Origin of the sequence: Mucilaginibacter arboris, from assembly GCF_009754915.1 — a bacterium.
Lineage (GTDB): Bacteria > Bacteroidota > Bacteroidia > Sphingobacteriales > Sphingobacteriaceae > Mucilaginibacter_A > Mucilaginibacter_A arboris.
On the sequence record NZ_WPIK01000018.1, the window covers coordinates 1 to 25,711 of the forward strand.

Below are 25,711 nucleotides of genomic sequence, written 5' to 3' on the forward strand. Positions count from 1 at the left end.
TCTTTATATTTTAAATCTTTTCAAACCTAAAAACCAAAATACATGCCAAAAGAAAACAAACAATCTGCTATTCCGAATTTGTAATCCGGTGTTTTGAACTTTAGATTTTTAATCCCACCATAAAACAAAATCCTATTTTTACCCGGTAGGTAAAAGAAGCATTCTAAGCGCCAGGCAATTCGTGCCACAACATCCGTAATTCCACTTCTTGTTTTTATCTTCGACTAAATTTTCATCCGACAATATGAATAAAGATAAAATCCTGATTATCGGCGCTAACGGACAAATCGGTACGGCCTTGCTACCCAAATTACAGAAAATATACGGGGAAGGCCAGGTTATCGCTTCTGATTTACAGCCAGCTATTCATCCAACAGCTGTTTTTGAAATATTGGATGCCAAGCAGTCGGATACCTTACAAAAGGTAATAAAGAAGCATGGCATTACACAGATCTATCATCTCGCCGCCGTTTTATCAGCCAAAGGCGAAAGCAATCCCTTAAGTTCCTGGAACATTAACATGCAAACCTTGCTGAATGTACTGGAAGCTGCAAAAGAACTGCATTTAAAAAAGGTGTTTGTGCCGAGTTCTATTGCTGTTTTTGGCAAAAGCGCGCCGCGCAGGTTTACGCCGCAAAACACCTATTTAGACCCGGCAACCGTTTATGGCATGAGCAAAGTTGCAGCCGAAAACTGGTGCCAATATTACCACTCCCGCTATCAGGTTGATGTGCGCTCGCTGCGTTATCCCGGCGTCATCAGCTACCAATCGATACCTGGCGGCGGCACAACAGACTATGCGGTAGAAATGTATCACAAAGCCGTAGCCGGCCAAAATTACGACTGCTACCTGCAGGAAGATGCCCGCTTGCCCATGATGTATATTGAAGATGCTTTGCGCGCCACTACAGAACTGATGGAAGCGCCTGCCGGTCAGCTAAGCGTTAGAACTTCTTATAACCTGACCGGGATCAGCTTTACCCCTGCCGAGCTTTTTAAAAATATACAAGAACAGGTTCCTGCTTTTGATTGTACCTTTACCCCGGATTTCAGGCAGTCCATCGCTGAGTCATGGCCCGAATCTATTGATGATACCTTAGCCCGAAAAGACTGGAATTGGAAACCTGATTTCGACCTGGCACAAATCACAACCGAAATGATTGCCCATTTAACAAGGCAATATATTTCGCATGCAAACCATTAATACTTCTTTTACCGCTATAAAATCGCGATCCGGTTTTCAACTAAAATTCGAAGTTTTTTATGCCATAAAAGAAGCATTGATTGGATATAAAATATTAGAACGGAACGGGTTTTATAACGGCAAGAATGAAGTTTTCAGCATCAATTCAAAGAACATAAATCAAAATTTAAGATGTATCAAACATTAAAACAGGCATTAGAAAAAGAACTTGCCGAAATTGAAAAAGCAGGTTTATATAAAAAGGAAAGGATCATCACATCGCCGCAGGGTGCCGACATTACGGTGCAGGGCGGCAGGCAGGTGATTAATTTTTGTGCCAATAATTACCTCGGCCTGTCTTCGCACCCAGAGGTGATCGAGGCTGCAAAACAAGCAGTTGACAAACATGGTTACGGCATGGCTTCTGTGCGTTTTATTTGCGGTACACAGGATATCCACAAGGAACTCGAAAAAAAACTGTCGGCTTTTTTAGGTACTGAAGATACCATTTTATATGCAGCCGCTTTTGATGCCAACGGCGGCGTATTTGAACCTTTGTTTAATGAGCAGGACGCGATTATTTCGGACGAACTGAACCATGCTTCAATTATTGACGGCGTACGGTTGTGTAAGGCCCAGCGTTATCGTTACAAGCACGATGATATGGCCGACCTGGAAGAAAAACTGAAAGCCACGCAGAATTTAAGGCATCGTATTATTGTTACCGACGGTGCGTTTTCGATGGATGGCACCATCGCCCAGCTGGATAAAATATGCGACCTGGCCGGTCAATACCAGGCCTTAGTGATGATCGATGACAGCCATTGCTCTGGTTTTATGGGTAAAACGGGCAGGGGAACGCACGAATACCGCAACGTGATGGGCCGCATTGATATTATTACCGGCACTTTAGGTAAAGCATTGGGTGGCGCCTCGGGCGGTTTTACGTCCGGGCACAAGGAGATTATTGATCTGTTGCGCCAGCGTTCCAGGCCTTATCTTTTCTCTAATACACTTGCCCCGGCCATTACCGGCGCTTCCATCAAAGTATTGGATATGCTGAGTGAAACAACCGAACTTAGAGACAAGCTGGAAAACAACACGAAATATTTTAGGGAGAAGATGACTGCCGCAGGGTTTGACATTAAACCGGGCATACACCCGATCGTGCCGGTAATGCTGTACGATGCAAAGCTTGCACAGGATTTTGCAGCCCGGATGCTGGAAGAAGGTATTTATGTGATCGGTTTTTATTACCCGGTAGTTCCGCAGGGAAAAGCACGGATACGCGTACAGATATCCGCAGCACATGATACCGAACATTTAGATAAAGCCATTGCCGCATTTACCAAAGTTGGCAAAGCATTAAAGGTGATTGAATGATAAGCAATAATAATTTTTGAATTGTCTTTTTAAAACTTAATACTTAAATTGGATTGATAAGAGTTTGGCTTGATCTTGTAAATCCAATTTAAAACTTACAGGAATTTTTGATACTTCTTTTATGCCCTAAAAATGTTGTTGCTTTTTGTCTTTTATAGATTACAATTCCAAGCCAATAGTATAAAAAATACGATGCCAATTTTTACCTGATAAAAGAAGCATCAGCAACTTGTTAGTCCGGATTTGCAATCCGGTGCTTTTGAGCTAAAGATTTTTAATCTCATTATAAGCTATATATCCATTTTAATATTACTTAAAGTAGAATCAAAACCAGTATGCCTAAAGAAACCAGCCTGAAAAGATTTATTGATGCGCAACAAACCGATTATCAAACGGCCTTAACAGAAATTAAAAATGGCCGTAAACGAAGCCATTGGATGTGGTATATTTTTCCGCAGATACAAGGTTTAGGTTTTAGCGAAACTTCAAGGTTTTATGCGATAAAAGATGTAGCCGAAGCGGAAGAATTTTTAAAACATCCGGTTTTAGGAGATAGGTTAATTAGCATTTCCAAAGAATTACTTAAACTTAATACTAACAATGCAAGCCAAATATTCGGGAGCCCGGATGACCTGAAATTAAAATCCTGCATGACCTTGTTTGCTTCTTTACAAAGCACCAATCCGGTTTTTCAGGCCGTTTTAGAGAAATTTTTTAACGGGTCGAAGGACCATAAAACCCTGCAGATAACTTCAGGTAACAAGTGAATATATTTTTACTGAAATTAGCTTTCGTAAACAGAAAGAAAAGCACCAAAGGATTTGTTTGAATTAGGATTTTTAACCATCCCTCAAATACAACACACATTTTAACCCGGTAAAAGAAGCATTTTAAATACCATTTTTATGCGTAAAAATGCCCATAAAAAATAGTATTTTGCTGCAATTAAAAATGTATGTTTTTGCATAAAAGCATTTCCCATCTAATATGAAGATACTTCTACCTTTTTTTCTTTTTGTTTCAATTGCAGCTAATAGCTATTGCCAGTTGCTGGATTCTTTACAGGTAAAGGCAGGTTCTATCGGTACAGTTGCAACAAAAGGTTATCAGCCTTTATGGCTGGTGTCTAACCGTTGGGGAGCTATTACCAATCAGCAATACGATGCTTCAACTTATGTTGGGTTTACCAACACCAATTGGATTGGTAAAAAACAAAATGACCTTTATGTAAAATACGGGATCAATGTAATTAACAACAACCATTTCCAGGATGTGATTTTTCAGGAAGGCTATATCAAAGCAGGTTTTAAAAAACTTGAAATAAGATACGGGCGTTTCAAGGATATTCCGGGAGAATCAGATAAAGAGCTTTCCAGCGGCTCATTAGGCGTTAGCGGCAATGCACTGCCTATTCCCAAATTAAGCATTGCCTTGACTGATTATGTAGATGTGCCTTTTACAAACGGCTGGTTACAAATAAAAGGGCAGCTGAGCCACGGCTGGCTGGGCAACAACCGTTATTTGAATTCTTATTATCACGAAAAAACCTTGTACCTGCGGGCTGGTAAAAAAAAGTTTAAGTTTTTTGTGGGCGCACAGCATTACGCAGAATGGGGCGGCCGGAGAGACAGCATCCAGTTAGACCGGTCTTTTAAGGGATTTACGAATGTGCTTTTCTTCCGCAGTAATGTTAATGATGGTTCTGGCATCGACCCGCAAAGTATTCTTACTTACGGGAATTACTATGCCGGCGACCAGCGCGGCGTAATTGAATTGGGGTTTGATTTAGAAACTAATAACAACATCATCCATTTTTATCACCAGACGCCTTTCGATGGGCCCTGGGGTGTGGATATAAGAAATATAGATAATCTCTCTGGTATCAGCATCGTTCCTAAAAAAGAAAATGCAGTGCTTAAAAAACTACTGGTTGAGTTTATATACACCAAACAGGCCGAGAATTACGCCCCGCAGCAGCAGCGCCAGGCTTATTATAACAACGGGTATTACAAAACAGGCTGGGAATATGATAACCGGATAATTGGCACACCGCTGTTCATCAACCGGTACAGGGCGCAGTTCTATCCTTATTTTCAGCAAAGAGGTATTGCGCCTTTTAATTGGAACAGCAGCAACATCCCGGGTAATTCCAATATCATTTACAACCAAATTATCGGTGGCAATATTGGTTTGCTGCTTCAGTTTAATGATAAGTTAGGGGGCAAAACAATGGTTACTTATACCAACGGAAAGTACCAGAACAGCGGTGCGGGGCTGGGCCAGCTTTATACTCTACAGGAATTGTATTACAGCGTTTCCAACAATTTAAAGCTTTCAGCAGGATTTGCATTGGATGCCGGTGATTTTACCAATAATTTCGGAGGATTGGTAGGTGTACACTGGCAATTTAGAGATTTTGGAAGGGATTAAAAATCAGGTTTAAAACTTGCCAAAAACAAGCCAGTAGTCAACCTTCTAAATTTTTACTTTGTAAAAGAAGCATCATAAACGCAGCTTCGCTATCAGGGCTAATATTTTTCGGTCATATTTGCTGTTTATTCAAAGAGCATGAATATTCCTTACAGCATTTTCGAAACAGATTTTAAGGTAAGGCCAGACGATATCGATATGTTTCAGCACGTGCACAACAGCAAATATTTCGATTATGTACTGGCTGCCCGTTACGACCAGATGGAGCGTTTTTACGGAATGCCGATGGAAGAATTTATGAGCCAGGGTTACGGCTGGGTAGTGCGCACGGCTTATGTAGATTATAAACGTGCTTTAACCATGAGCGATGAATTTACGGTTCGTACCGGCATCGAAAGTTTTGCCGATAAAGGCTGCCGCGTGCAATTTGAGATCATCAACAAAAAAACAAAAAAGGTTTGCTGCGATGGCTGGTTCGATTACACTTTAATTGATACCAAAACCGGCCGGGGCGTAAAAGTGAGCGAAGAGATGGTTGCGAGATATACGATTTGAGGAAAGAGCGGGGTGAGATGAGCGGAGAGTGCAAATCTTGCTGCGCTTCTGATGGTACGCTCCCCGCTCCTTTCGGCAATTTTACTTCGCTCCCCGCTCCTTCAACCCTTCTTCTATCAATCTCCCATAAAATTCGCCAAGGTTCATTCCTGCTGCGCGGACCTGCTGAGGGATTAAGCTGTTTGCCGATTGGCCCGGCGTGGTGTTGATCTCGATAAAATAAAAATCATCCGTTTCTTCCTGCAAAATAAAATCAATACGCGTCATGCCTTTACAGTTTAAAACGCGGTATGCTTCTTTTACAATACTTTTTATGCGTGTGTTTTGGGCTTCGCTTAAATCTGCCGGTGTAATTTCTTGTGATACGCCTGGCGTATATTTCGCTTCGTAATCAAAAAATTCTTTAGAGCTGATAATTTCTGTTGCCGGCAAAACCATTATTTCTTCATCAAACTTCACAATGCCGATGCTAAATTCGCGGCCTTTTATAAATTCTTCCACCAAAACCTGTTCGTCTTCTGCAAAAGCTTTTTCCAATGCTTCGGGCAATGCTTCTTTTACGCTTACTTTTGACATGCCAACACTGCTTCCTCCATTATTGGGTTTGGTAAACAACGGAAACTTTAACTGCTGGATACGTTCTGGAACAGCTTCCTTTTGTCCGCGAAAAACCTGGACAGAACCTGCAACATGCAAACCCAGAATATCTTTTACAATTGCTTTGGTATAAGCTTTGTTCATGGTTAAAGCCGATGTTGCCGCATCACAATTATTATAAGGAATGCCGATCATATCAAAATAACCCTGCAATTTTCCGTCTTCGCCGGGCGTACCGTGAATGGTGATAAAAGCAGCATCAAACTTTATTTTTTCTCCGTTTAACGTCAGGCTGAAATCGTTTTTATCAACTTCAATATTTTCTCCCTCTGGGGATGTGTAAAACCAATTATTCCGGTTTACCAAAATAGTATAAACCTGATATTTTTCCTTGTCTAAATTTGCAGCAATATTACGTGCGCTGTTGATAGATACTTCATATTCTCCGGTATAACCTCCGGCCATCAGGGCAATGTTTCTGGCAGTCATAAAGCCAAAGATAATTGAAAAAAGGATTGGTAAAAGAAGCATCGGCAGGAATAGTTTTACCGGAATTTTTTGAATTTGAAAACGGAAATTTCCCGATCAGCAGTAATTGCCCGGAATTTTATGCAATGCACAAAATTTTAAGCAGTTTTGAGTATGTTTGAAAGAGTTAACAAAAATAATCGGATGCTTACAACAGCCTGTAAATGAGTTCTTTTTTCGCCTACCTTAAAAGTAAAAGCTTTTTCCAAAACCTGCTGCTGGCAGCTTTAGCTGTATTATTTGTGGTATTAGCCGCTGTTTTCAGCTTAAATTATTACACCCGCCACGGTAGCGGTATCCCGGTCCCAAAACTTATCGGGATGCAGATTGACCATGCTTCTGCCCTGCTCGATCAGCAAGGGTTTCAATATAAAATTGACTCTGTTTACCTTCCGGATAAAGATCCTGGAACAGTTGTACAGCAAGACCCGGACCCGGCAACTAACGTAAAAGAAAACCGTACTATTTACTTAACGGTAATTACCAAACTCGCCCCAAATATCAATTTACCGGATCTGGAAAATATCACTTTCCGCGAAGCAATTGCTACCATTTCTAATTCGGGCCTGAAACTGGGCGATACCACTTACCGTTCTGATATTGCCCGCAACCGCGTGTTAGAAGTCCGTTTTGCAGGAGAAATAATTAAACCAGGCACAAAACTGCCAAAAGGATCGCGGATTGATTTGGTTCTGGGCGATGGAAAAGGCGCAAGCGAAGTTGATATTCCAGATTTAACCAACCAGGAACTGGATGCAGCAAAATTTGTAATCAGCCAATCAGGTTTAACTTTAGGAACGGTTACTTACGAAGGCACCATTACTGATTCTACGAAAGTGGTGGTTAAATCGCAAATGCCCATGCGCACTGATTCTACGGCTAAAACAAGCATCGGGACCCGGATCAACATAACCGTTACACAGGGATCAGCTACACCTGGAAATCCTTAATAATGAAAGTTAAAGATATACAGGCAGATGAATTGCTTGACCGATTGCAAAAGGGTGAGCAACTGAATTTGTTGGATGTACGGGAACCTGTCGAATTTTCAGCACATAATATCGGCGGGACAAATATTCCGTTAAGTAAACTTGAAACTGCCCTAAATAAGCTGGGTTATCATCAAAACGAAGAAATTATTGTTATTTGTAAAATGGGTTTGCGCAGCGAAACCGGTCAGCATATTTTACAGCAGCACGGCTTTAAAAATGTGCGGAACCTGGAAGGCGGCCTGTTAGCTTTGTACAAAATCCGTTAAATATATTCTGACATGTCCGAACAAAATAACCAGAAACCACATCTTCTTAAAAAGTTTTTGATTGCACTTGGCATCCTGCTGTTGCTATTGCTGGCTTTTACCGGCTTTAATTATTACTTTAAATATTACGGGCCAAACGTAACCGATAACCAGGAATATTTATATATTCATACAGGTTCTAATTTTAATGACGTTTTAAAAACTATTGAAAACGAAGGCATTGTAAAAGATACAACTTCTTTTATGCAGGTTGCCTACAGTATGAAGTATGAAAACCGCGTAAAACCTGGTAAATACCGCCTGTACAAAGGCATGGGCAATAAAAAATTCATCCGGATGCTGTTTTTGGGCGAACAGGAACCTGTTGATTTAGCCTTTCATTCTTCCAGCAGATTAAGGCTAAAATCTCAGTTTGCCGGATATGTTGCTAAAAAAATAGAACCTGACTCTGCTTCGCTCCTTGCTTTGCTGGATTCAACCAGTTATTTAACAAAATATGGTTTTACGCCCGATAACGTATATACCATGTTTTTGCCAAACACCTATAAAATGTTCTGGAATACTTCTGCCGAAAAGTTTTTCAACAGGATGAATGAGGAGTACCAAAAATTCTGGACACCGGAGCGAAAAGAAAAAGCCAAGGCGGCCGGATTAACGCCGATACAGGTAAGCATTCTGGCTTCGATTGTTGATGCGGAAGCTTTGCACGATGATGAAATGCCAACCATTGCAGGCTTATATCTTAACCGTTTAAACCGGGGCATGAAACTGGAAGCAGACCCAACTATAATTTTTGCTTTACAGGATTTTACAATAAGAAGGGTGCTTAATAAATATCTGACTTTCAATTCTCCTTATAATACTTATTTAAATGTTGGTTTGCCTCCAGGCCCAATCATGATGCCTTCTGTTAATGCGGTTAATGCCGTTTTAAATTACAAAAAGCATAATTACATTTACATGTGCGCAAAAGAAGATTTTTCCGGCTATCATAATTTTGCTACCAACATGGCAGACCATTTAGTAAATGCACGTAAATTTCAGCAGGCGCTAAACCAAAGAAACATCAAACGCTGATATGTTTACCCACACTACAAAAATACGTGTCCGTTACGGCGAAACCGACCAGATGGGTTACATGTATTACGGCAATTACGCGGAGTTTTTTGAGGTTGGACGAGTGGAAATGCTGCGAAGTTTAGGCATGACTTACAGTGGAATGGAAGGATCGGGCATAATTATGCCTGTGTTAGAGTTGCATTGCAAATACCTGAAACCGGCTTTGTATGATGAAGAAATCAGCATTAAAGTAATTATGGAGAAGATGCCAGGCATCCGCATCCACTTTAAATACGAATTATATAATGAAAAGGAAGAACTGATCCATATTGGCGAAACACTGCTTGTTTTTGTAAACCGAAAAACCAACCGCCCGTGTTTGCCTTCCAACGAATTTCTGGAACGTTTAAAGCCTTTTTTCGTATAGCTTTACTTCATGTTTTGGCTGCATCATTTTCTGCTTCGCTTTAAATTTTACGAATATTTTTTGAACTGGACGAAAGTATTGATCCTGCCGGGTTTCAATTCGCTGCCGCTATATACAATTGCCGTTTTTTTCCTAAAGGAAGTCAAGAAAGAATCACTGGTAAACAAAGCATCCGGATTAGCTTATAACCTGATGCTGGCTATTTTTCCCGGAATTATATTTCTGTTCACGCTAATTCCTTACATTCCAATTAAACATTTTCAAGACAAATTGTTGTCCGTTCTGGCAACCGTAATGCCAACCAATGCTTTTATTGCTTTTAAAGGCACCATCGAGGATATTTTGAATAACCAAAACGGGCAATTGCTATCGTTCGGCTTTTTATCGGCAGTTTATTTTGCTACAAACGGTGTAATTACGCTGATGAAAGCTTTTAACAAATCAGCATTAGCAACAGAAACCCGGCCATATTTGCGCAGGCGCTTAGTTGCACTGGTTTTAACGGTGATGATTATTTCTGCTTTTATCGGAGGGATCAGCATTATGATTTTAGGACAGAAATTTATCAGCATCATCCGGCATCATTTACATGGTAGCGGCGGTATCTGGATCTTTCTGATCACCGTAACCCGTTGGGTCATGGTTATCCTGCTTTTTTTTGTAACCGTTTCAATCTTATATCGTTACGCGCCAACACACGCCCGGAGATGGAAGTTTTTAAGCGCAGGTTCTATTATGGCAACCGCTTTGGCAGTGCTTACTTCGCTTGGTTTCAGTTATTACATCAACCACTTTTCTTCCTACAATAAAGTTTATGGCTCTATCGGCACTTTAATTGTAACCATGATTTGGCTTTACCTTAACTCCTTGATTGTTTTGTTGGGGTTTGAACTGAATGCCAGTATCGATCTGTCTAAACAAAGCATCAAAATCGTACAGCCGAGTTTCAATACTTTAAAACCTAAAAAAGAGGTGGTAAAAGAAGCACCAAAATCAGGTATGAATTATCGCAGGGAATGAGTTCCCTGTCATTCCGACGATAGGAGGAATCTTCATCAAAGCAGTATGATCCGCATATCCAAATAAGATCTCTCCCGTTGGTCGGGACAGCAGCGCAAAAAAATCAATGCTTCTTTTATCGCCTAAATCTTAGCAAATGCTAAAGTTGGTTTTAGTTTGATAATATGCACGAAATTAAGCAAACGCATCATCTGAAAACCCGAATCAAACTCAAACCATTTGATGGCGTTATTTGCCCTTCCCGGAAATTTGTGGTGGTTGTTGTGGTACGCTTCTCCCCAGAACAAAAAATCAACCGGAAGGATATTTTTTGAAGTATCTTTTCCATGAAAGTTTTCATAACCAAAACGGTGTGCCCACCAGTTTACGGCTAACCCTTGCAAAGCGCCCATTGCAAATGTTAACGGCAGGAAAAGAAACTGCCACCAGGCCGTAGCTAAAAAACAATAAATGGTAAGGTAAATGGCGCCCCAAAGTACACGCGTAAACCAATTGTGTGCATATTTATCAAAAGAATCCCAAACTGGCAGGTCTTTTTTGTATTTATTTTGAACTTCCGTATTTCCTTTAAAAATCCCGTTATAATTGTTTCTGGTTTTTAATAATAACAACCAAACATTTTCTGAGTAATGCGGCGAATGCGGATCCTGTTCCGTATCGGTATGCGCATGGTGCAAACGGTGCATCATGCCATAAGCTGTAGCGCTGATGTAGGACGAGCCTTGCGTAATAAAACAACATACATAAAATACTTTTTCCCAGCCTTTACTCATGGTAAACATACCGTGGGCAGCGTAACGATGATGAAAAAAGGATTGAAAAAACAACGAAAAATACCAGTGCAGGACAAAAAAGATGAGGATAGCCATGAGGTGAAGAGCTGAGTAAATAACAAGTAAAAGCAGTATAAATTATTGTAGAAGTAGTAAATCGGAAGCTGCAGGCAGGAAAAATATTGATGGCTGGAGGATCAGAAAAACAATATAACGTTATTGCTAACCTTTATATTAACTGATTAACGGATAATCAAAGATTTAAGTTTTAACAAAATGAAGATAATCTTACTTAAAAAACATTTCTGTAAAATTGTAAGCAAAACCTATAATAACTATTTCTACCGATGATTAAATTTTTAACAGGCATACTGTTTTTATCAACCTTTTTTTTGTATGCTAAGGCGCAGGACAAACTAATTTCTTTTGATGATCCGCGGATCACCTATTCCGGGAGAACAGGGTTTAAAGCAGGTGCGGCAGAATTATACTGGCCGGGCGCTTCCGTTAAGATCAATTTTACCGGAAGCGGAATTGCGGCTGTTTTAAAAGACCAGGATACATCCAATTATTATCAGGTAATTGTGGATGAAAATATCATCAGCAAAATCCATCCTGATACTTCTAAAAAAGTTTATCAGCTTGCTGCTGGCTTATCCAACGGAAAACACACTTTAGAATTATTTAAACGGACCGAATGGGACAAAGGCAAAACCTGGTTCTACGGTTTTTTGCCGGTAAAAGAAGCATCGGTTTTACCGGCACCGGCTTTGCCAAAAAGAAAAATTGAGTTCTATGGTAATTCTATTACTTGCGGTTATGCAACAGAAGATTTAAAAGGAGATTCGCCGATTGGCTATTTTGAAAACAACTATGTTAGTTATGCAGCAATTACCGCCCGACATTTTAATGCCCAATATTCCTGCATTGCAAAAAGCGGGATTGGCGTTTTAGTAAGTTGGTTTCCGCTGATTATGCCCGAAATGTACGATCGTTTAGACCCAACAGATTCTACCAGTAAATGGGATTTTTCTAAATATACGCCTGATCTGGTTGTGATTAATCTTTTTCAAAATGATGCCTGGATAACGCTTCAACCAAACAATCCCGAATTTAAGCACCGTTTTGGTACGAAAGCACCTTCTGCGGATGACATTGTTGTGGCTTATAAAAACCTGGTTCAAAATATCAGAGATAAATATCCAAAAGCAAAAATTATTTGTGCTTTAGGAAGTATGGATGCTACAAGGGAAGGTTCGCCATGGCCAGGATATATAGAAAAAGCGGTTAAACAATTAAACGATAAAGCCATTTACACACACTTTTTCCCTTACAAAAATACGCCCGGCCATCCAAAGGTGCCCGAACAACAAAAAATGGCAAATGACCTGATTGCTTATATTGATAAAACTATTAAATGGTAGATTAGTAGTTGGTTTATAGTTGATGGTTCATAGTTGATAGAAAACCGCAACAAACCATGAACAACGAACCAATAACCAACTACCATGAACCAATAACCATGAACCATGAACCATGAACCATCAACCATGAACAAAAAGATAAACCAAATTAAAAACCGAATGATGAACCACCTCACTTCAAGAAGAAATTTTATTAAAGCAGGCTCTATCGCTGGCGTTTCTGCGCTGTCTATTACCGAAATTATTACAACTGCTTTTGCAGAAGCTAAAGTGGGCAAAATTAGTATCGGACAAAACAACACTGTTCTTTTTCAGGGAGATTCGATCACAGATGCCGGAAGGAACAAAGAAAATATGAACCCGAATAATCCAAGTGCTTTAGGTTCGGGTTATGCCATGATTGCCGGCTCCGAATTGTTGTTTAAGTATCCCGAAAAAAACCTGAAAGTTTACAACAAAGGCATCAGCGGCAACAAAGTTTACCAGTTGGCAGAACGCTGGGACGCAGATTGCCTGGATTTAAAACCTGATGTTTTAAGCATTCTGATCGGCGTGAACGATTACTGGCACAAGCACGATGGCAAGTACAACGGTACCATAGAAGTTTACCGGAAAGATTACCAGGCTTTGTTGGAACGCACTAAAAAAGCTTTGCCTAACGTCAAACTGATTATTGCCGAACCTTTTGCCGTGCCTGAGGTAAAAGCGGTGGACAAAACCTGGTACCCCGAATTCCCCGAATACCAAAAAGCCGCACGCGATATGGCCAACCAGTTTGATGCTGCTTTTATCCCCTATCAATCTGTTTTTGATAAAGCGGTTAAATCTGCCCCAGGCAGTTACTGGACACCTGATGGCGTACACCCAACTTTGGCAGGCGCGCAGTTAATGGCCCAGGCTTGGATGGAGGTGGTGAAGGGATAGGTTTGAGGTGAAAGGATGAAGGATGAAAGGATAAAGGTGAAAGTGTGAAGGGCGAAAGGAAGATATAAACCTCCATTAATGATAATATGGCTACTGAAATTAAAACTTGGCAAATAGTAAACGGTACATTAACACATGTAAAAACAAGCTTAACAGAAAACAATAGGAAAGAGCGTGAGCATTTAGAAGTATGGATCAAAAGTAATCCAGAAATTCTTGGCTCTGATATTGCAATAATTGGCGAACAGGTTCAAACAAAATCCGGACCATTAGATTTCTTAGGAATTGACGAGAATGGAAACATTGTAATTATAGAACTTAAAAGAGACAAATTAGCGAGAGAAGTATTAGCACAAGCTATTGATTATGCTTCTGATGCTGCTTCTTGGGATGTTAATCGCTTAAATGAAATTTGTGATAAGTTTTCAGGCCAATCTCTAATAGACTATTTTACTGGAAAGTTTCCCATAAAACAGATTGAGGATTTAGCAATAAATCAATCTCAAAGATTAATTTTAGTTGGATTTGCAGTTGAAGAACCTTTAAGTAGAATGCTTGAATGGCTTTCTACAAATTATAATTTAGGTATTAATGCAATTATTCTAAATTATGTAATAACATCAAGCGGTGATGAACTTCTTTCACGTACAGTTATTATTCCAGAAGAAGTTGAAAGAGAAAAATCAAACAAAAAGAAGTTCACTATTGAGATGTCAAATGAACAAGGGAATTATGACATAGAAACTTTAAAAAATCAACTTATGTTTTATTTATCAAAACCAAATATTTCTCGTCAAAGAATGCGTGATTTTTTTCTTCCAACGCTAATAACCAAAGGTATGGTATCACGCGTACAAATGAGAAAAGAATTTGTTAAATTGGGAGCAGCTGCAGATGAAAGCTTGGCTGGTTATTATTTATCGCTAATATCTGTACAACTTGGTCTTAAAAGAAATGATTATTTGAGACAAATTATAAGTTATGACTTTCCTAATAATGATTGGGAAAAGGACAATTTTAAAATTGGGGAAAGATATTTAGAATTAGTAAAAGAAGTGCTTCAAAAATTAAAAACTAATAAAGTGCAAAGTGAGGTAATAAATTAATTATGAAAGTTTATATAAGAATAAAAACTGATTAAGTTTTAAATATGATTTCTTCAAAAAAACAAAACCAAATCATTGATATTGCATCAAAATTCAATCCTAAACTAATTGGCATTTTTGGTTCTTATGCACGTGGATAAAACAATCAAAACAGCGATTTAGATATTTTAATTGATTTTGAACAAGAATTAAACCTTTTAGAAATCATTGGTTTGGAACAAGAGCTAACAGAAATACTTGGCATCCAAGTGGATTTAATCACTTTAAAATCTTTAAATCCACGGCTTAAAGAATATGTAGAAAAAGATTTAACTTTATTACAACCTGGTGTTCTGAAATAATGAGGAAAAATCCAATTATTTATATAAACCATATTTTAGATGTATTGATAAAATTCAGGATTACACTTCTGGTATTGATAAAGATGAATTTCTAAACAAATCACTTATACAAAATGCTGTAATTAGAAACCTGGAAATTATTGGTAAAGCAACCAAACAATTAGATCAGGAATTTAGATTAAAATATCCGGAAATTGAATGGAAAAAGATAGCTTGTATGAGAGAGACAAATTAATTTATGACTATATTGGTGTTAATCTTTATGGTATCTTGGGCGTAATCGAAGAAATCATTCCAAAATTTCATAATGAAATAATAAAAATTATAAAAACAGAAAAGGATAAAGGTTTATAGCAAACGTACTGCTTATGATTCAGCTCAAGCCTCCACTCCCGCCTTAAAAACCGCTTTACGCTGCGAAGAATAAATTCCACTTTTCCCACTAAAATAATACGCCGTAAAACAAGCAATGGCATAATACAACAAGTTTCCGCCCCCAAAAAGCTCCACGCCCATTAAAGTGCAGGCTAAAGGTGTGTTGGTTGCGCCGGCAAAAACGGCAATAAAACCTAAACCAGCCAGCAGATCAACCGGGACACCAAAAAGAACTGCTATAATGTTGCCTAAAGTTGCGCCGATAAAAAACAAAGGTGTTACTTCTCCGCCTTTAAAACCAGTGCCCAAGGTAACGGCTGTGAACAATATTTTCCAGAACCAGCTCCAGTTGGTTGCGCCTCCGGCATGAAAAGCGGCAACTAAGGAAACACCGTTTGGATGATCTGATACAATTCCAATACCGAGATAATCTCTTGTTCCTAATAAATAAGTGAGCGCAATAATGAGAATGCCGCCCGCAACCGGAACCAGCCATGCTGTTTTTATCAGCTTAAAACCTAAATGCTTTACCTGTTCTGTAAGCGTTGCAAATAACCTGCTGGCCAACCCGAATGCAATTCCGGCTATAATTACTTTGATAATTAATAAAATATCAACCTTAAAAAAAGGAATTTTATGCGCTTCCGGCAAATTAGCAATCCGGTATTGCGTATGATGAATTCCCCAGGCTGCACAAGTTACATCTGCAATAATACTGGCCATTAAACAAGGCAGCAAAGCATTGTATTTTACCTGACCGATTGCCAAAACTTCCATGGCAAAAACAGCACCGGTTAAAGGCGTACCAAATACGGCACCAAAACCGGCTGCAATTCCGGCGGTTAAAATTACGCTGATGTCTTCTTCGTTAAATTTTGCTTTTTTGGCTAATAACCCGGCAAAGCTTCCGCCAATTTGTACGGCTGTGCCTTCCCTTCCGGCTGAACCGCCAAATAAATGGGTAATGATGGTGGTAAGTAATACCAACGGTGCCATACGCAAAGGCACGCCTCCGCCTGGTTCGTGTATTTCATCTATAATGAGGTTGTTTCCGGCAGAAGCATTTTTTCCTGATAATTTATACAAAAAATAAATGAGCACGCCAGAAAATGGCAGTAAAAACAGTATCCAGGGATGCAGGAAACGAAATTTTGTTGCCCAATCTAACAGCCATAAAAATAGCGCAATTACAGAACCGATGACAACAGCTAAGGGTACAATCCACAAAGTCCATTTTAATAAATGGCGAAAGATAAAATACGGAGAAGTAATTTTTTTAAACGTAAACATGCCTGCATATCAATTTTTGCCCCATAAAAGAAGCATTGTTTGCAGGCGCCATCAGCCACTATTGGCGGTTGTGTTCAGGAAGACACCATTTCCTGTTTGATTTGCACAAATATAAAAGAAAGTTTTTAAAATTAATTTTATCAGATTTTTTTGATGCTTCTTTTATCAGGCAAAAACCTTACTTTTTTGTTTGGCTTATCCATTAAAATACAATGCCAATTTTACAGGCATAAAAGAAGCATTGCCATTTTCAGAAGGAATTTACCGCTTGCTACCTGTTTCAACCTAAACTAATTTTTACCTGATCAAAGTAATAGAGCCTGATTTTACAACCCTTTCTTTCCGGTAGCTGTCCGACCCTTCCAAAACCCAGTAATACGCGCCTACCGGTGCTTTGCTTCCGTTAAAAGTACCGTCCCAATAATCGGTAAGCTGTTTGGTTTCAAAAACCTGTTGCCCGTACCGGTTGTAAATTTTCAGATAATTCAATTGCAAAACACCTTCAAAACTGAATTTAAAAAAATCATTTGTACCATCTCCATTAGGCGTGAACACATTCGGTGCAATAATTTTAACTACCGGAGGTGGATTAATTATTACCGAAACAGGCAAAATAAGTGTACACCCGGCAGCAGTTGCAGCTTTAATATAATAAATACCGCTTTTTTGAACTGCATCCGGATTATCTACAGCCATCTTTGCTGCAGTGTCTTTCCAATAGGTATAAGTTAAGTTATTGCTGCCGGTGTAGGTAACTGTTAAATCTACTGTAGCCGGGAAAACAACAGGCAAAGGATTGGTAATTTTAAACGCAGGAAGTGGAAATATTTGCGCCACTACAGGGGAAATGGAAGAACAGCCTGCAGCATTGGCAGCTTTAATATAATAAGTACCGCTTGTTGTAATTTGATCTGGCGAAGGTAAAGGGTTAGTTGCAGCCGCGTCTGTCCAATAAGAATAAGTTAAATTAGGATCGCTTCCTGTTGTTACAGAAGCCGAAGTTAAGCTAAGGACTGCACAGCTTGAAACATTGTTTACAACTAACACTGGTTTTTGCCCGATAACCACGTTTACCGGTACAACCGTAGAGCAACCTATTGTATTTACGCCTTTAATATAATACGTTCCTGCCGAATCTATCGCTTGCGGAGATGTTAAAGGTACAGTTGCATTTTTATCCTTCCAATAAGTATAAGTTAATGCAGAATTGCTTCCGGCAGTAATTTTACTTTGGGTAAGATCAACTTTATCCGGCGCACAAACCGGACCGGGATTAGTGATGAGGATAGAAGGTGCTTTATTTAGGATGACTTTGATGGGTTTAATATCAGAACAGCCTGCTGCATTAACAGCCTGGATATAATAAGTACCACTGACAATTACATGTTCTGCATCCGGGACGTAATTTTGTGCATCAGGATCTGTAAAATAGGAATAGGTTAAGTTTGAACTGCTTCCGGCAGTTATATCCTTCCCTTTCAAACTAACGCCTGATTCGCATCCCGAAATAGAATCCTGCACGTTAAGTGTTAAAATATCCGGAGATGCATTTACGGTGGTATATAAAGTATCTTCACAGCCTAAACCCGGAAAAGGGACAATCCTTAAAGCATAATGTGTTTGATCTGGCGGTGCAGGCGAAATAGTTAAAGTATTGCTTGTGCCCAGCACTTTAGAAAAATCGTCATTGTACCAGTAATATTCTTTGAAACCGGCCGGCGCACTCATTTTTAAAAAGGAATTACCGGCACAATAAGTATTACCTGTAATGGGCGATGCACAATTTTCGTTCACATCTACATAAGCATAACCAAAATGGCCGCCGAGAGTACAATCATTGGTAGTAAATTCAAGGCGTAAAGTTTTGCCTGAGTATCCGAATAAATTGATTGTAATAGGCGCCCAAGGTTTGTAAACAACGCCGTTTCCAAAACTGGATTGCTGAAATCCTGGCAAGCCGGAAGATGCAACAAATTCAAAAGAACCACAATTTACATATTGATTAGATGCAACATCAAAAACACGGGCAGTAAATTTAGGTTGCTCATAACTTGCATGATTTGGGTTTTGAAATACAACAGCATAGTTGTAAATAATACTATAGTTTGCCTGATTATTGGGAACGGTAAACGTATAACTTACTCTTTCTGCCTGGGCACCTGTTTGATCATTACCTAATTTTAACGAATACAAACTTCCATTTGGGCAGGTAACCGGAAATTGTCCGTAAGGATCGAGTTGGTTGTTCTGATATTTCAACACAGTATGCCTTCCGGGAACAGGTGAAGAAGGATTAACTGTAATATTACCTGCTCTGTCAATATTACCAATATAACATTGCCAGTTTTGCAGGTCTCCAGTTTCAAAACCAATATTTTGCGGACATTGAGAAGCCTGACCAAACACATGATTAGTCAAAAACAAAATTAAACACCCTATAAAAGCACTATAAAATTTCATTTATATAAGAGGTATATTGCGCTAAAGGAGGCTAGTCTTAAATAGGTTAAGTGTACTGATAAATCTAACAGTATTTACTGGAAAATGAAACTAAATTTATTTTTATAAATGATAAAAGGAGCACCATTTCTGATACTCCTTTTATGCACTTAAAATCATTAACTATCAGTGTTGCCCCTCGGCATCAGGTTTGTAATTGGCTTTCATTTCTTCCAGCTTCTTTTTGCCATAAGCAAACTTGGTGATGATTACATATAGTACAGGAACAATAAAAATTGCTAGTAATGTTGCAGCAAGCATTCCTCCCAAAACCGTAAAACCAATGGTTTGCCTTGATTGTGCACCTGCACCTGATGCAAACACCAGCGGTAAAACACCCAGCATAAAAGCCATAGACGTCATTACAATTGGCCGTAAACGAAGCCTTACTGCTTCTAGTGTTGATTTTTCTACGTCCATTCCTTTATCCACCCTTTCTTTGGCAAACTCTACAATCAGAATAGCATTTTTGGCTGCCAGGCCAATCAGCGTTATCAATCCGATCTGGGCATAAATATTATTATCAATATGTGGCACAAAGGTTAAAAACAGGATCGCACCAAACGCACCGATCGGTACAGCCAAAAGCACAGAGAAAGGAACAGACCAACTTTCGTATAATGCAGCCAGGAACAAAAACACAAACATGATGGATAAACCAAAAATGTAAATTGTTTTAGAACCAGATGCCAGCTCTTCCCGGCTTAAACCCGAGAACTCATAGCCGTAACCCTGAGGCAACGTTTGTGCCGCTACTTCTTTTAAGGCATTTAAAGCATCGCCGCTACTATAACCCGGCGCCTGGCCACCATCAATTTCTGATGACCTAAACAAATTATAGTGAGAAATAAGCGGCGCACTTTCTATAACTTTATAAGAAGTAAGCGTACTTAAAGGCACCATGGTACCGGCCTGGTTTCTTACATAATATTGTCCCAAATTTTTAATGTCGGTACGATAAGAAGAATCAGCCTGTTCTAATACGCGGAAGTTGCGGCCATAAATGGTAAAATCATTTACATAAGTACTTCCGAGGTAAGTTCCTAAAGCACTGAAAACATCAGACACCAGTACACCTAATTTTTTAGCTTTTTCACGGTCAACCTCTAACTGATAACTTGGTGTACGAGCTGTAAAAAAGGTAAATGCCCTTGAAATTTCCGGCCGTTTGTTAGCTGCTGCTACAAAATTCTGGATAACATTTTCAAAACCTTTAATATCTGTACTGGGCTCTCTTTGTTCGATAATAAAGGAGAAACCGGCCGTATTACCCAATCCCGGAATAGCCGGCGGCGGAATAACAACGATACTTGCTTCTTTTATCACCGATAATTTTTTTTGTATCGTACCGATCATTGCCTGCAACTGCAGCGATTTGTCTTTCCGCTGGTCCCAAGGCTTCAGCGAACAAAAAATAGTACCGCTGTTTGATTTATTGGCAAAAGTAACCGCGTTCAATCCTCCAAGCGCCGCATAATGCCCTACGCCGGGAATGCTGTCCAGAATCCCCATCATTTGCTTTAACACAGTGACTGCCCTTGTTGTTGAAGAGGCTTCAGGCAAATCAAAAGTGATGTAAAGCCTTCCTTCATCTTCCGTAGGAATAAAACCAGAAGGTTTATTTTTAAACAACAGAATGGTTCCGACAATTATGCAAACCAATATTATGACTATGAATTTAGCGTGATGAATACCTTTGTCTACACCGTTACGGTATTTATTGGTGATCTTTTCAAACCTGCTATTAAACCAGGCGAAAAATCGATCTAATAAAGAGTGCGGTTTTTTTCCTTCTTTATCTTTTTCTGTAGGCTTTAAAATTAGTGTACATAACGCAGGTGTTAAAGATAAAGCCACAAAAGCAGAGATTAGTACGGATATGGCAATCGTAATAGCAAACTGCTGATACAATCGGCCTACAATACCCGGAATAAAGCCAACCGGAACAAATACCGCTGCCAAAATTAAAGCAATAGCAATTACCGGAGCAGAGATATCACTCATGGCATGCATAGTAGCATCTTTCGGCGACATGCCCTGCTCGTCCATATAATGCTGTACAGCCTCTACCACTACAATGGCATCATCCACCACAATACCTATCGCTAATACAAAGCCAAATAAGGTTAAGGTGTTAATAGTAAACCCGAGCGGAATGAAAAATATAAATGTACCAATAATGGATACCGGGATAGCCAGCACCGGAATTAAAGTTGCACGCCAGCTTTGCAGAAACAAGTACACAACAACAATTACCAGGAGTAATGCAATAACAAGTGTTTCAACTACTTCGTGAACTGATACTTGTACAACGGTTACAGATTCAAATGGTACAACATAATCAACATCGGCAGGAAACTGCTTTTTCAACTGGTCCATCATGTTATAAACACCTTCTGCTGTAGAAAGCGCATTACTTCCGGGTGCCTGATAAACTAACAGGTATGATGCCCTTTTACCGTCAACAAACGAATTACCGGTATAGTTAAATTTACCAAGTTCAATACGGGCAACATCTTTTAAATAAGTGATTGAACCTGTTGTCGGATCGGTTTTAACGATTACTTTTCCAAATTCTTCAGGTTCAACCAATCGGCCTTTTACAAATACGGTATATTCAAATACTTGAGAATTTTTCTGCGGAGGCGCACCTACTGTTCCGGCTGCTACCTGTACATTCTGCTCCTGTAAAGCTGCTGTAACCTGTGCCGGTGTAATACGCAGTTCCGCTAATTTATCCGGTTTAAGCCAGACACGCATACTAAAATCATCCGCACGGGTAAAAATATCACCTACGCCCTTAGTCCTGCCTAATGCATCTTTAACATAGATATTGGTATAATTATCTAAAAAAGTAACGTTATGCGTTCCTTTTGGAGAATACAAAGCAACCAGCATCAGGATGCTCGGGTTTCTTTTACGTACGGTAATGCCTAAACGCTGCACTTCCTGCGGCAAAGTAGGTGTAGCAATACTTACCCTGTTTTGCACGTCTAAGGTAGCAATGTCAATATTAGTACCGACTTCAAAATTTGCAGTCATGCTCATTTGTCCGTTACTGGTACTGTTGCTGGTCAGATAAGTCATGCCCGGTGTTCCGTTAACCTGCACTTCCACAGGTGTCGCTACGGTTTGCTCAACTGTTTGGGCGTCTGCTCCGGTATAAGTACTGGTAATATTTACGGTAGGCGGTGTAATTTCGGGATATTGCCCGATAGATAAAGAACTCATGGCCAATAAACCAACTATTACGATAACCAATGAGATAACGATAGCGGTAACCGGCCTGCGTATAAAAGTTTCTGCAATCATATTGATGCTTTCCTTATGTCTTAAAAAATTATTTTCCTGCTTGTTGCTGACTTTGCGGTGCTTGTTTTGGGGCACCTAAAGTAATATGTCCGCCATCACGAAGCTTCTGTAAACCTTCTGTAATGATTTGATCGCCTTCTTTTATGCCACCTAAAACAACTACATTGCTTTTTACCTTGGGGCCTATTTTTATCTTGTGCTGTTTGGCAATTGTATCTTGCGCCACAAAAACAAAGAATTCACCCATCTGCTCAACCACTGCTTTATATGGGATAACTAATTGGTTTCCGGAAGCAGTATTTAAAACATTCAATACACAGCTCATTCCATCAACCAATTCGTTTTGAGGGTTTGGAAACCGAATTCTTACCCTCATTGTTCCAGTTTGATTATTTACCCCCCTGTCAATAACTGCTATTTTTCCAGGATGATTATACGCTTGTCCATCTGATAGCTGTAATTTAAAAGTTGAATCTTGCTTTAGGGCTTTGTTTTGCAGTTTAACAAATCGGTCTATATTGCTTTCATCTACCACAAAATCAACCGCAATAGGGTTTTCTGAGGAAATAGTGTTTAACAAGGTACTGCCGGGGGTAACTTGAGCGCCTAACCTTACCTGTGAAATACCAATACGGCCGGTAAAAGGTGCTTTAATAATTGCATAACTTAAATTTGCCTGTGCGGATTTGACAGCAGCGGCAGAAGCTGCCACCTGGCTCCTGCTGGTTTCTAACGTGGCTATAGCGTTATCTACAATTTGACGTGCAACCGCATCTTGTTTTAACAACTGTGTATAACGATCAGCATCTTTTTGAGCACGAACAAGACTAGCCTGTGAACTCGCTAAGTTTGCCTTAGCCTGCTGGTAAGTGGCTTCATAAAGCCTTCGGTCAATTTCATATAAAACTTTTCCTTTCGGGACCACTTCTCCTTCCTTAAAATAAATACCGGTTATAAAACCGGTAACTTGTGAGCGAAGTTCAACACTGTTCAGGGCAACCACAGTGCCCGGAAACTGGTCATAATAGGTTGCATCCGTTTTTTCAACTGCCTGTACATTTACCGGTGTTGGAGGTAAGGCTGTATTCTTTTTTTGAGATTTTGAACAAGACACCCAGGTTGCAGAACTTATGAAAAGAATAAGAGGAATATATTTATATTTCATATTGTGTTTAAAATTTAATAATTAACCGGAAGGGAACCTAACGCTCTTTGCAGATCTACTTTACTGGAAAGCACCATAAACAAAGCATTGTTATAATTAATTTGGGAAGTACGAAGGTCTGACTGCGCCACAATTACATCCAGATAAGTTTTAATACCTTCTCTATATTGAAGAAAAACCACATTGTAAACTTCATTGGCCAGATCAACATTTTCTTTCTGCGTAGTCAATTCTACATAATTGCTTTTGTAACTGGCCAAAGCCTGCGTTACCTCTGTACTGATAACATTCCGGCTGTTAACCAAATCAAGGTCGGCACGGTCTACTACCAGTTTCGCCCTTCTTAAATTTTGCAACCGCCTGTTTCCCTGAAAAATTGGGATAGTTAAAGTAAGTCCTGCATAAGCATTAGGATAACTTTGATTATATAGCGTGGAAAACTGATTGCTTAAATAAGAAAGATTATAGTTACCAAAGGCAGAAACGGAAGGAAGATAACCATAACGATAATAACTGACGTTTAGGTTTTGTAAAGATTTTGTAGTTTCCAGCAATTGATATTCTATCCTGTTTCCTGCATTGGCAACCACATTGGTATCGATAGCAATTTCCCTTGATAAAGCTATACTATCATAAACCGGATTGATGGGGCGGTTATCTGCATTGCCCATTAATTCTTTTAAAGTTGCCGTATTTGCTTTAACAGTTTCCTGTGTTTGCTTATGCGATGCCAATTCATTGTTTAAGGCAATAGTTGCCTGCTTATAATCAATTTTATCTACAACCCCTGCCTGATATTGCTGGTAAGCATCTTTTAAAGCCCGCCGTAACCTTACAATATTGGCATTAATAATTTCCAGTTGCTTTTCTGAAAGCAATAAACTATAAAATGCTTTGCTAACATCAGATACAACATTAATCTGGCTGCTTAACGTATTTTGCTTGTAATACTGCCGCGAAAACCTTGCTGTACGGGAAGCTAATAAAACATCATTATTATAAATTGTTTGATTGCCGGAGAAACCAATAGCCGACGTATTGTTTACACCAACCTGGGTAATAATAGGCGCGCCTGCACCATTAATAACTGTTTGCGACGGAAGTTGAAAATAATGCTGATAAGAGCCTGTAGCGCCTACTTGCGGGAGCCACGCTGATAAAGCAATGCTGATGTTCCGCTCATTAATTTCTTCATCAAGTGTTGCCTGTTTTAAAACCGGCTGGTTTTTTAATGCATAACGGATACATTCCTGTAAAGAAACAACGGGTGGAAGGGAATCTCTGGAAGCTTGTGCGTGCAGAAAAAACGGACAACAGAACAGGAAGAATATAACGTAGTAAATTTTAATGTAACTAAAACACATAGAATTTTGATGTTGCTTATATTAATCTACAAAATAACCTATATGTTTTACAAAAGTTAATCATTTGATTAACATATTACCGTAGGAGGCTAAAAATCAGGTCATTAAGAATTTTTGTAATTTAATTTTTACATAAACAAAAATTTATGCTGAGGAAAATAGTGGTATAAATAGCATTTTTATTGAAGTTGTTTAAACTTTTTTCCTGGTTTTCTTTTTTTAGGCTAATGCTTCTTTTATCACCTAAAAATTTAAGCATCGTTTCTTTTGATTTAGAAATGGTTTAAACTTTTTTCTGGTTTTCTTTTTTAGGCTGATACTTCTTTTATCACCTAAAAAACTTGATCACCGTATCTTTTGATTTAGAAATGGTTTAAACTTTTTTCCTGGTTTTCTTTTTTGGGTCGATGCTTCTTTTATCACCTAAAAAATTTGACCATCGTTTCTTTTGATTTAGAAATGGTTTAAACTTTTTTTCCTGGTTTTCTTTTTTGGGCCGATGCTTCTTTTATCACCTAAAAATTTAAGCATCGTTTTTTTTGATTTAGAAGTGGTTTAAACTTTTTTTTCTGGCTTTCTTTTTTTAGGCGGATGCTTCTTTTATCACCTAAAAATTTGAACATCGTTCTTTTTGATCTGTTTAAATAAATGCAACACCAGTTTTTACCCGGTAAAAGAAGCATTAATTGATTGTTGAT

The 25,711-nt window shown here is 39.1% G+C and carries 23 protein-coding genes, 1 pseudogene and 1 riboswitch; of the genes and pseudogenes, 17 read left to right on the forward strand and 7 right to left on the reverse strand.

What is annotated here, in order from left to right; translation table 11 throughout:
- Window positions 1-244: 244 nt before the first annotated feature.
- The 5 genes from GO621_RS16300 to GO621_RS16320 all read left to right on the forward strand — a co-directional run bounded on the left by GO621_RS16300 (window position 245) and on the right by GO621_RS16320 (window position 5,551).
- Window positions 245-1,204: an NAD-dependent epimerase/dehydratase family protein gene (locus tag GO621_RS16300; protein WP_157568980.1), complete on the forward strand. Its 960-nt coding sequence runs from the start codon at window positions 245-247 to the stop codon at window positions 1,202-1,204.
- A gap of 171 nt (window positions 1,205-1,375) precedes the next feature.
- Window positions 1,376-2,566, forward strand: coding sequence for a glycine C-acetyltransferase (kbl, locus tag GO621_RS16305; RefSeq protein WP_157568982.1), 1,191 nt, complete (start codon window positions 1,376-1,378; stop codon window positions 2,564-2,566).
- A 335-nt stretch (window positions 2,567-2,901) separates the two neighbouring features.
- Complete coding sequence (locus GO621_RS16310; protein ID WP_157568984.1) at window positions 2,902-3,333, forward strand: DUF1810 domain-containing protein; 432 nt, start codon at window positions 2,902-2,904, stop codon at window positions 3,331-3,333.
- A gap of 220 nt (window positions 3,334-3,553) precedes the next feature.
- The gene (locus tag GO621_RS16315) at window positions 3,554-4,996 is read left to right on the forward strand and encodes a capsule assembly Wzi family protein (RefSeq protein WP_157568986.1); all 1,443 of its coding nucleotides are present in this window, start codon (window positions 3,554-3,556) and stop codon (window positions 4,994-4,996) included.
- 138 nt (window positions 4,997-5,134) lie between these two features.
- The gene (locus GO621_RS16320; RefSeq protein ID WP_157568988.1) at window positions 5,135-5,551 is read left to right on the forward strand and encodes an acyl-CoA thioesterase; all 417 of its coding nucleotides are present in this window, start codon (window positions 5,135-5,137) and stop codon (window positions 5,549-5,551) included.
- Between the two features lie 81 nt (window positions 5,552-5,632).
- Here GO621_RS16320 and GO621_RS16325 read toward each other — a convergent pair whose 3' ends face one another.
- Window positions 5,633-6,637 (reverse strand): D-alanine--D-alanine ligase, encoded by a 1,005-nt coding sequence (locus GO621_RS16325; protein WP_157568990.1) that lies wholly within the window; start codon window positions 6,635-6,637, stop codon window positions 5,633-5,635.
- A gap of 14 nt (window positions 6,638-6,651) precedes the next feature.
- Between GO621_RS16325 and GO621_RS16330 the strand changes: the two genes are divergently transcribed.
- Genes GO621_RS16330 through GO621_RS16355 form a run of 6 tightly spaced genes read left to right on the forward strand, consistent with a single transcriptional unit; the run spans window position 6,652 to window position 10,440 of the window.
- A complete protein-coding gene (locus GO621_RS16330) occupies window positions 6,652-6,798 on the forward strand; it encodes a hypothetical protein (RefSeq protein WP_157568992.1) in 147 nt (48 codons plus the stop codon).
- Window positions 6,799-6,840: 42 nt separating this feature from the next.
- Entirely contained in the window at window positions 6,841-7,626 is a 786-nt protein-coding gene (locus GO621_RS16335) for a PASTA domain-containing protein (RefSeq protein WP_157568994.1), read from the forward strand.
- Window positions 7,627-7,628: 2 nt separating this feature from the next.
- Window positions 7,629-7,934, forward strand: coding sequence for a rhodanese-like domain-containing protein (locus GO621_RS16340; protein WP_157568996.1), 306 nt, complete (start codon window positions 7,629-7,631; stop codon window positions 7,932-7,934).
- A gap of 12 nt (window positions 7,935-7,946) precedes the next feature.
- Window positions 7,947-9,011, forward strand: a complete 1,065-nt coding sequence (gene mltG, locus GO621_RS16345) for an endolytic transglycosylase MltG (RefSeq protein WP_157568999.1) — start codon at window positions 7,947-7,949, stop codon at window positions 9,009-9,011.
- Between the two features lies 1 nt (window position 9,012).
- Window positions 9,013-9,420 carry an acyl-CoA thioesterase gene (locus tag GO621_RS16350; protein ID WP_157569001.1) on the forward strand — a complete coding sequence of 136 codons (408 nt, stop codon included), beginning with the start codon at window positions 9,013-9,015 and terminating at the stop codon, window positions 9,418-9,420.
- A gap of 9 nt (window positions 9,421-9,429) precedes the next feature.
- On the forward strand, window positions 9,430-10,440 hold the full coding sequence (locus tag GO621_RS16355; RefSeq protein WP_157569003.1) for a YihY/virulence factor BrkB family protein: 1,011 nt from the start codon (window positions 9,430-9,432) through the stop codon (window positions 10,438-10,440).
- Window positions 10,441-10,562: 122 nt separating this feature from the next.
- Here GO621_RS16355 and GO621_RS16360 read toward each other — a convergent pair whose 3' ends face one another.
- Complete coding sequence (locus GO621_RS16360; protein WP_157569005.1) at window positions 10,563-11,309, reverse strand: acyl-CoA desaturase; 747 nt, start codon at window positions 11,307-11,309, stop codon at window positions 10,563-10,565.
- Window positions 11,310-11,560: 251 nt separating this feature from the next.
- Here GO621_RS16360 and GO621_RS16365 point away from each other — a divergent pair, with 251 nt between their 5' ends.
- The 6 genes and pseudogenes from GO621_RS16365 to GO621_RS18930 all read left to right on the forward strand — a co-directional run bounded on the left by GO621_RS16365 (window position 11,561) and on the right by GO621_RS18930 (window position 15,362).
- Window positions 11,561-12,637 (forward strand): SGNH/GDSL hydrolase family protein, encoded by a 1,077-nt coding sequence (locus tag GO621_RS16365; RefSeq protein ID WP_157569007.1) that lies wholly within the window; start codon window positions 11,561-11,563, stop codon window positions 12,635-12,637.
- A gap of 105 nt (window positions 12,638-12,742) precedes the next feature.
- Window positions 12,743-13,561, forward strand: coding sequence for an SGNH/GDSL hydrolase family protein (locus GO621_RS16370; protein ID WP_232335687.1), 819 nt, complete (start codon window positions 12,743-12,745; stop codon window positions 13,559-13,561).
- An 86-nt stretch (window positions 13,562-13,647) separates the two neighbouring features.
- A complete protein-coding gene (locus GO621_RS16375) occupies window positions 13,648-14,667 on the forward strand; it encodes an endonuclease NucS domain-containing protein (RefSeq protein WP_157569009.1) in 1,020 nt (339 codons plus the stop codon).
- 155 nt (window positions 14,668-14,822) lie between these two features.
- Window positions 14,823-15,008, forward strand: a pseudogene (locus GO621_RS19435) (nucleotidyltransferase family protein); the annotation flags it as partial.
- A 73-nt stretch (window positions 15,009-15,081) separates the two neighbouring features.
- The gene (locus GO621_RS19440; RefSeq protein WP_394350190.1) at window positions 15,082-15,243 is read left to right on the forward strand and encodes a HepT-like ribonuclease domain-containing protein; all 162 of its coding nucleotides are present in this window, start codon (window positions 15,082-15,084) and stop codon (window positions 15,241-15,243) included.
- A complete protein-coding gene (locus GO621_RS18930) occupies window positions 15,207-15,362 on the forward strand; it encodes a hypothetical protein (protein WP_198170289.1) in 156 nt (51 codons plus the stop codon). Before GO621_RS19440 ends, GO621_RS18930 begins: the two co-directional genes overlap by 37 nt.
- A gap of 24 nt (window positions 15,363-15,386) precedes the next feature.
- On the opposite strand, the gene GO621_RS16390 is transcribed toward GO621_RS18930, so the two are convergent.
- The 5 genes from GO621_RS16390 to GO621_RS16410 all read right to left on the reverse strand — a co-directional run bounded on the left by GO621_RS16390 (window position 15,387) and on the right by GO621_RS16410 (window position 25,013).
- The gene (locus tag GO621_RS16390) at window positions 15,387-16,673 is read right to left on the reverse strand and encodes a voltage-gated chloride channel family protein (protein WP_157569013.1); all 1,287 of its coding nucleotides are present in this window, start codon (window positions 16,671-16,673) and stop codon (window positions 15,387-15,389) included.
- A gap of 35 nt (window positions 16,674-16,708) precedes the next feature.
- A riboswitch (Fluoride riboswitch) is annotated at window positions 16,709-16,775 on the reverse strand.
- A 195-nt stretch (window positions 16,776-16,970) separates the two neighbouring features.
- Entirely contained in the window at window positions 16,971-19,133 is a 2,163-nt protein-coding gene (locus tag GO621_RS16395; protein WP_157569015.1) for a gliding motility-associated C-terminal domain-containing protein, read from the reverse strand.
- A gap of 165 nt (window positions 19,134-19,298) precedes the next feature.
- On the reverse strand, window positions 19,299-22,484 hold the full coding sequence (locus GO621_RS16400) for an efflux RND transporter permease subunit (RefSeq protein ID WP_157569017.1): 3,186 nt from the start codon (window positions 22,482-22,484) through the stop codon (window positions 19,299-19,301).
- Between the two features lie 28 nt (window positions 22,485-22,512).
- Window positions 22,513-23,649 (reverse strand): efflux RND transporter periplasmic adaptor subunit, encoded by a 1,137-nt coding sequence (locus GO621_RS16405; protein WP_157569019.1) that lies wholly within the window; start codon window positions 23,647-23,649, stop codon window positions 22,513-22,515.
- A gap of 14 nt (window positions 23,650-23,663) precedes the next feature.
- Window positions 23,664-25,013: a TolC family protein gene (locus GO621_RS16410; protein WP_157569021.1), complete on the reverse strand. Its 1,350-nt coding sequence runs from the start codon at window positions 25,011-25,013 to the stop codon at window positions 23,664-23,666.
- Between the last annotated feature and the right edge of the window lie 698 nt (window positions 25,014-25,711).

Coding starts and splice junctions, on each gene's coding strand:
- GO621_RS16370 (WP_232335687.1), top strand. CDS start 12,743: ATGAACCATGAACCATCAACCATGAACAAAAAGATAAACCAAATTAAA.
- GO621_RS16395 (WP_157569015.1), bottom strand. CDS start 19,133: ATGAAATTTTATAGTGCTTTTATAGGGTGTTTAATTTTGTTTTTGACT.
- GO621_RS16390 (WP_157569013.1), bottom strand. CDS start 16,673: ATGTTTACGTTTAAAAAAATTACTTCTCCGTATTTTATCTTTCGCCAT.
- kbl (WP_157568982.1), top strand. CDS start 1,376: ATGTATCAAACATTAAAACAGGCATTAGAAAAAGAACTTGCCGAAATT.
- GO621_RS16300 (WP_157568980.1), top strand. CDS start 245: ATGAATAAAGATAAAATCCTGATTATCGGCGCTAACGGACAAATCGGT.
- GO621_RS16315 (WP_157568986.1), top strand. CDS start 3,554: ATGAAGATACTTCTACCTTTTTTTCTTTTTGTTTCAATTGCAGCTAAT.
- GO621_RS16325 (WP_157568990.1), bottom strand. CDS start 6,637: ATGACTGCCAGAAACATTGCCCTGATGGCCGGAGGTTATACCGGAGAA.
- GO621_RS16355 (WP_157569003.1), top strand. CDS start 9,430: ATGTTTTGGCTGCATCATTTTCTGCTTCGCTTTAAATTTTACGAATAT.
- GO621_RS18930 (WP_198170289.1), top strand. CDS start 15,207: ATGGAAAAAGATAGCTTGTATGAGAGAGACAAATTAATTTATGACTAT.
- GO621_RS16320 (WP_157568988.1), top strand. CDS start 5,135: ATGAATATTCCTTACAGCATTTTCGAAACAGATTTTAAGGTAAGGCCA.
- GO621_RS16360 (WP_157569005.1), bottom strand. CDS start 11,309: ATGGCTATCCTCATCTTTTTTGTCCTGCACTGGTATTTTTCGTTGTTT.
- mltG (WP_157568999.1), top strand. CDS start 7,947: ATGTCCGAACAAAATAACCAGAAACCACATCTTCTTAAAAAGTTTTTG.
- GO621_RS16410 (WP_157569021.1), bottom strand. CDS start 25,013: ATGTGTTTTAGTTACATTAAAATTTACTACGTTATATTCTTCCTGTTC.
- GO621_RS16400 (WP_157569017.1), bottom strand. CDS start 22,484: ATGATTGCAGAAACTTTTATACGCAGGCCGGTTACCGCTATCGTTATC.
- GO621_RS16365 (WP_157569007.1), top strand. CDS start 11,561: ATGATTAAATTTTTAACAGGCATACTGTTTTTATCAACCTTTTTTTTG.
- GO621_RS16340 (WP_157568996.1), top strand. CDS start 7,629: ATGAAAGTTAAAGATATACAGGCAGATGAATTGCTTGACCGATTGCAA.
- GO621_RS16350 (WP_157569001.1), top strand. CDS start 9,013: ATGTTTACCCACACTACAAAAATACGTGTCCGTTACGGCGAAACCGAC.
- GO621_RS16405 (WP_157569019.1), bottom strand. CDS start 23,649: ATGAAATATAAATATATTCCTCTTATTCTTTTCATAAGTTCTGCAACC.
- GO621_RS16335 (WP_157568994.1), top strand. CDS start 6,841: ATGAGTTCTTTTTTCGCCTACCTTAAAAGTAAAAGCTTTTTCCAAAAC.
- GO621_RS16375 (WP_157569009.1), top strand. CDS start 13,648: ATGGCTACTGAAATTAAAACTTGGCAAATAGTAAACGGTACATTAACA.
- GO621_RS16310 (WP_157568984.1), top strand. CDS start 2,902: ATGCCTAAAGAAACCAGCCTGAAAAGATTTATTGATGCGCAACAAACC.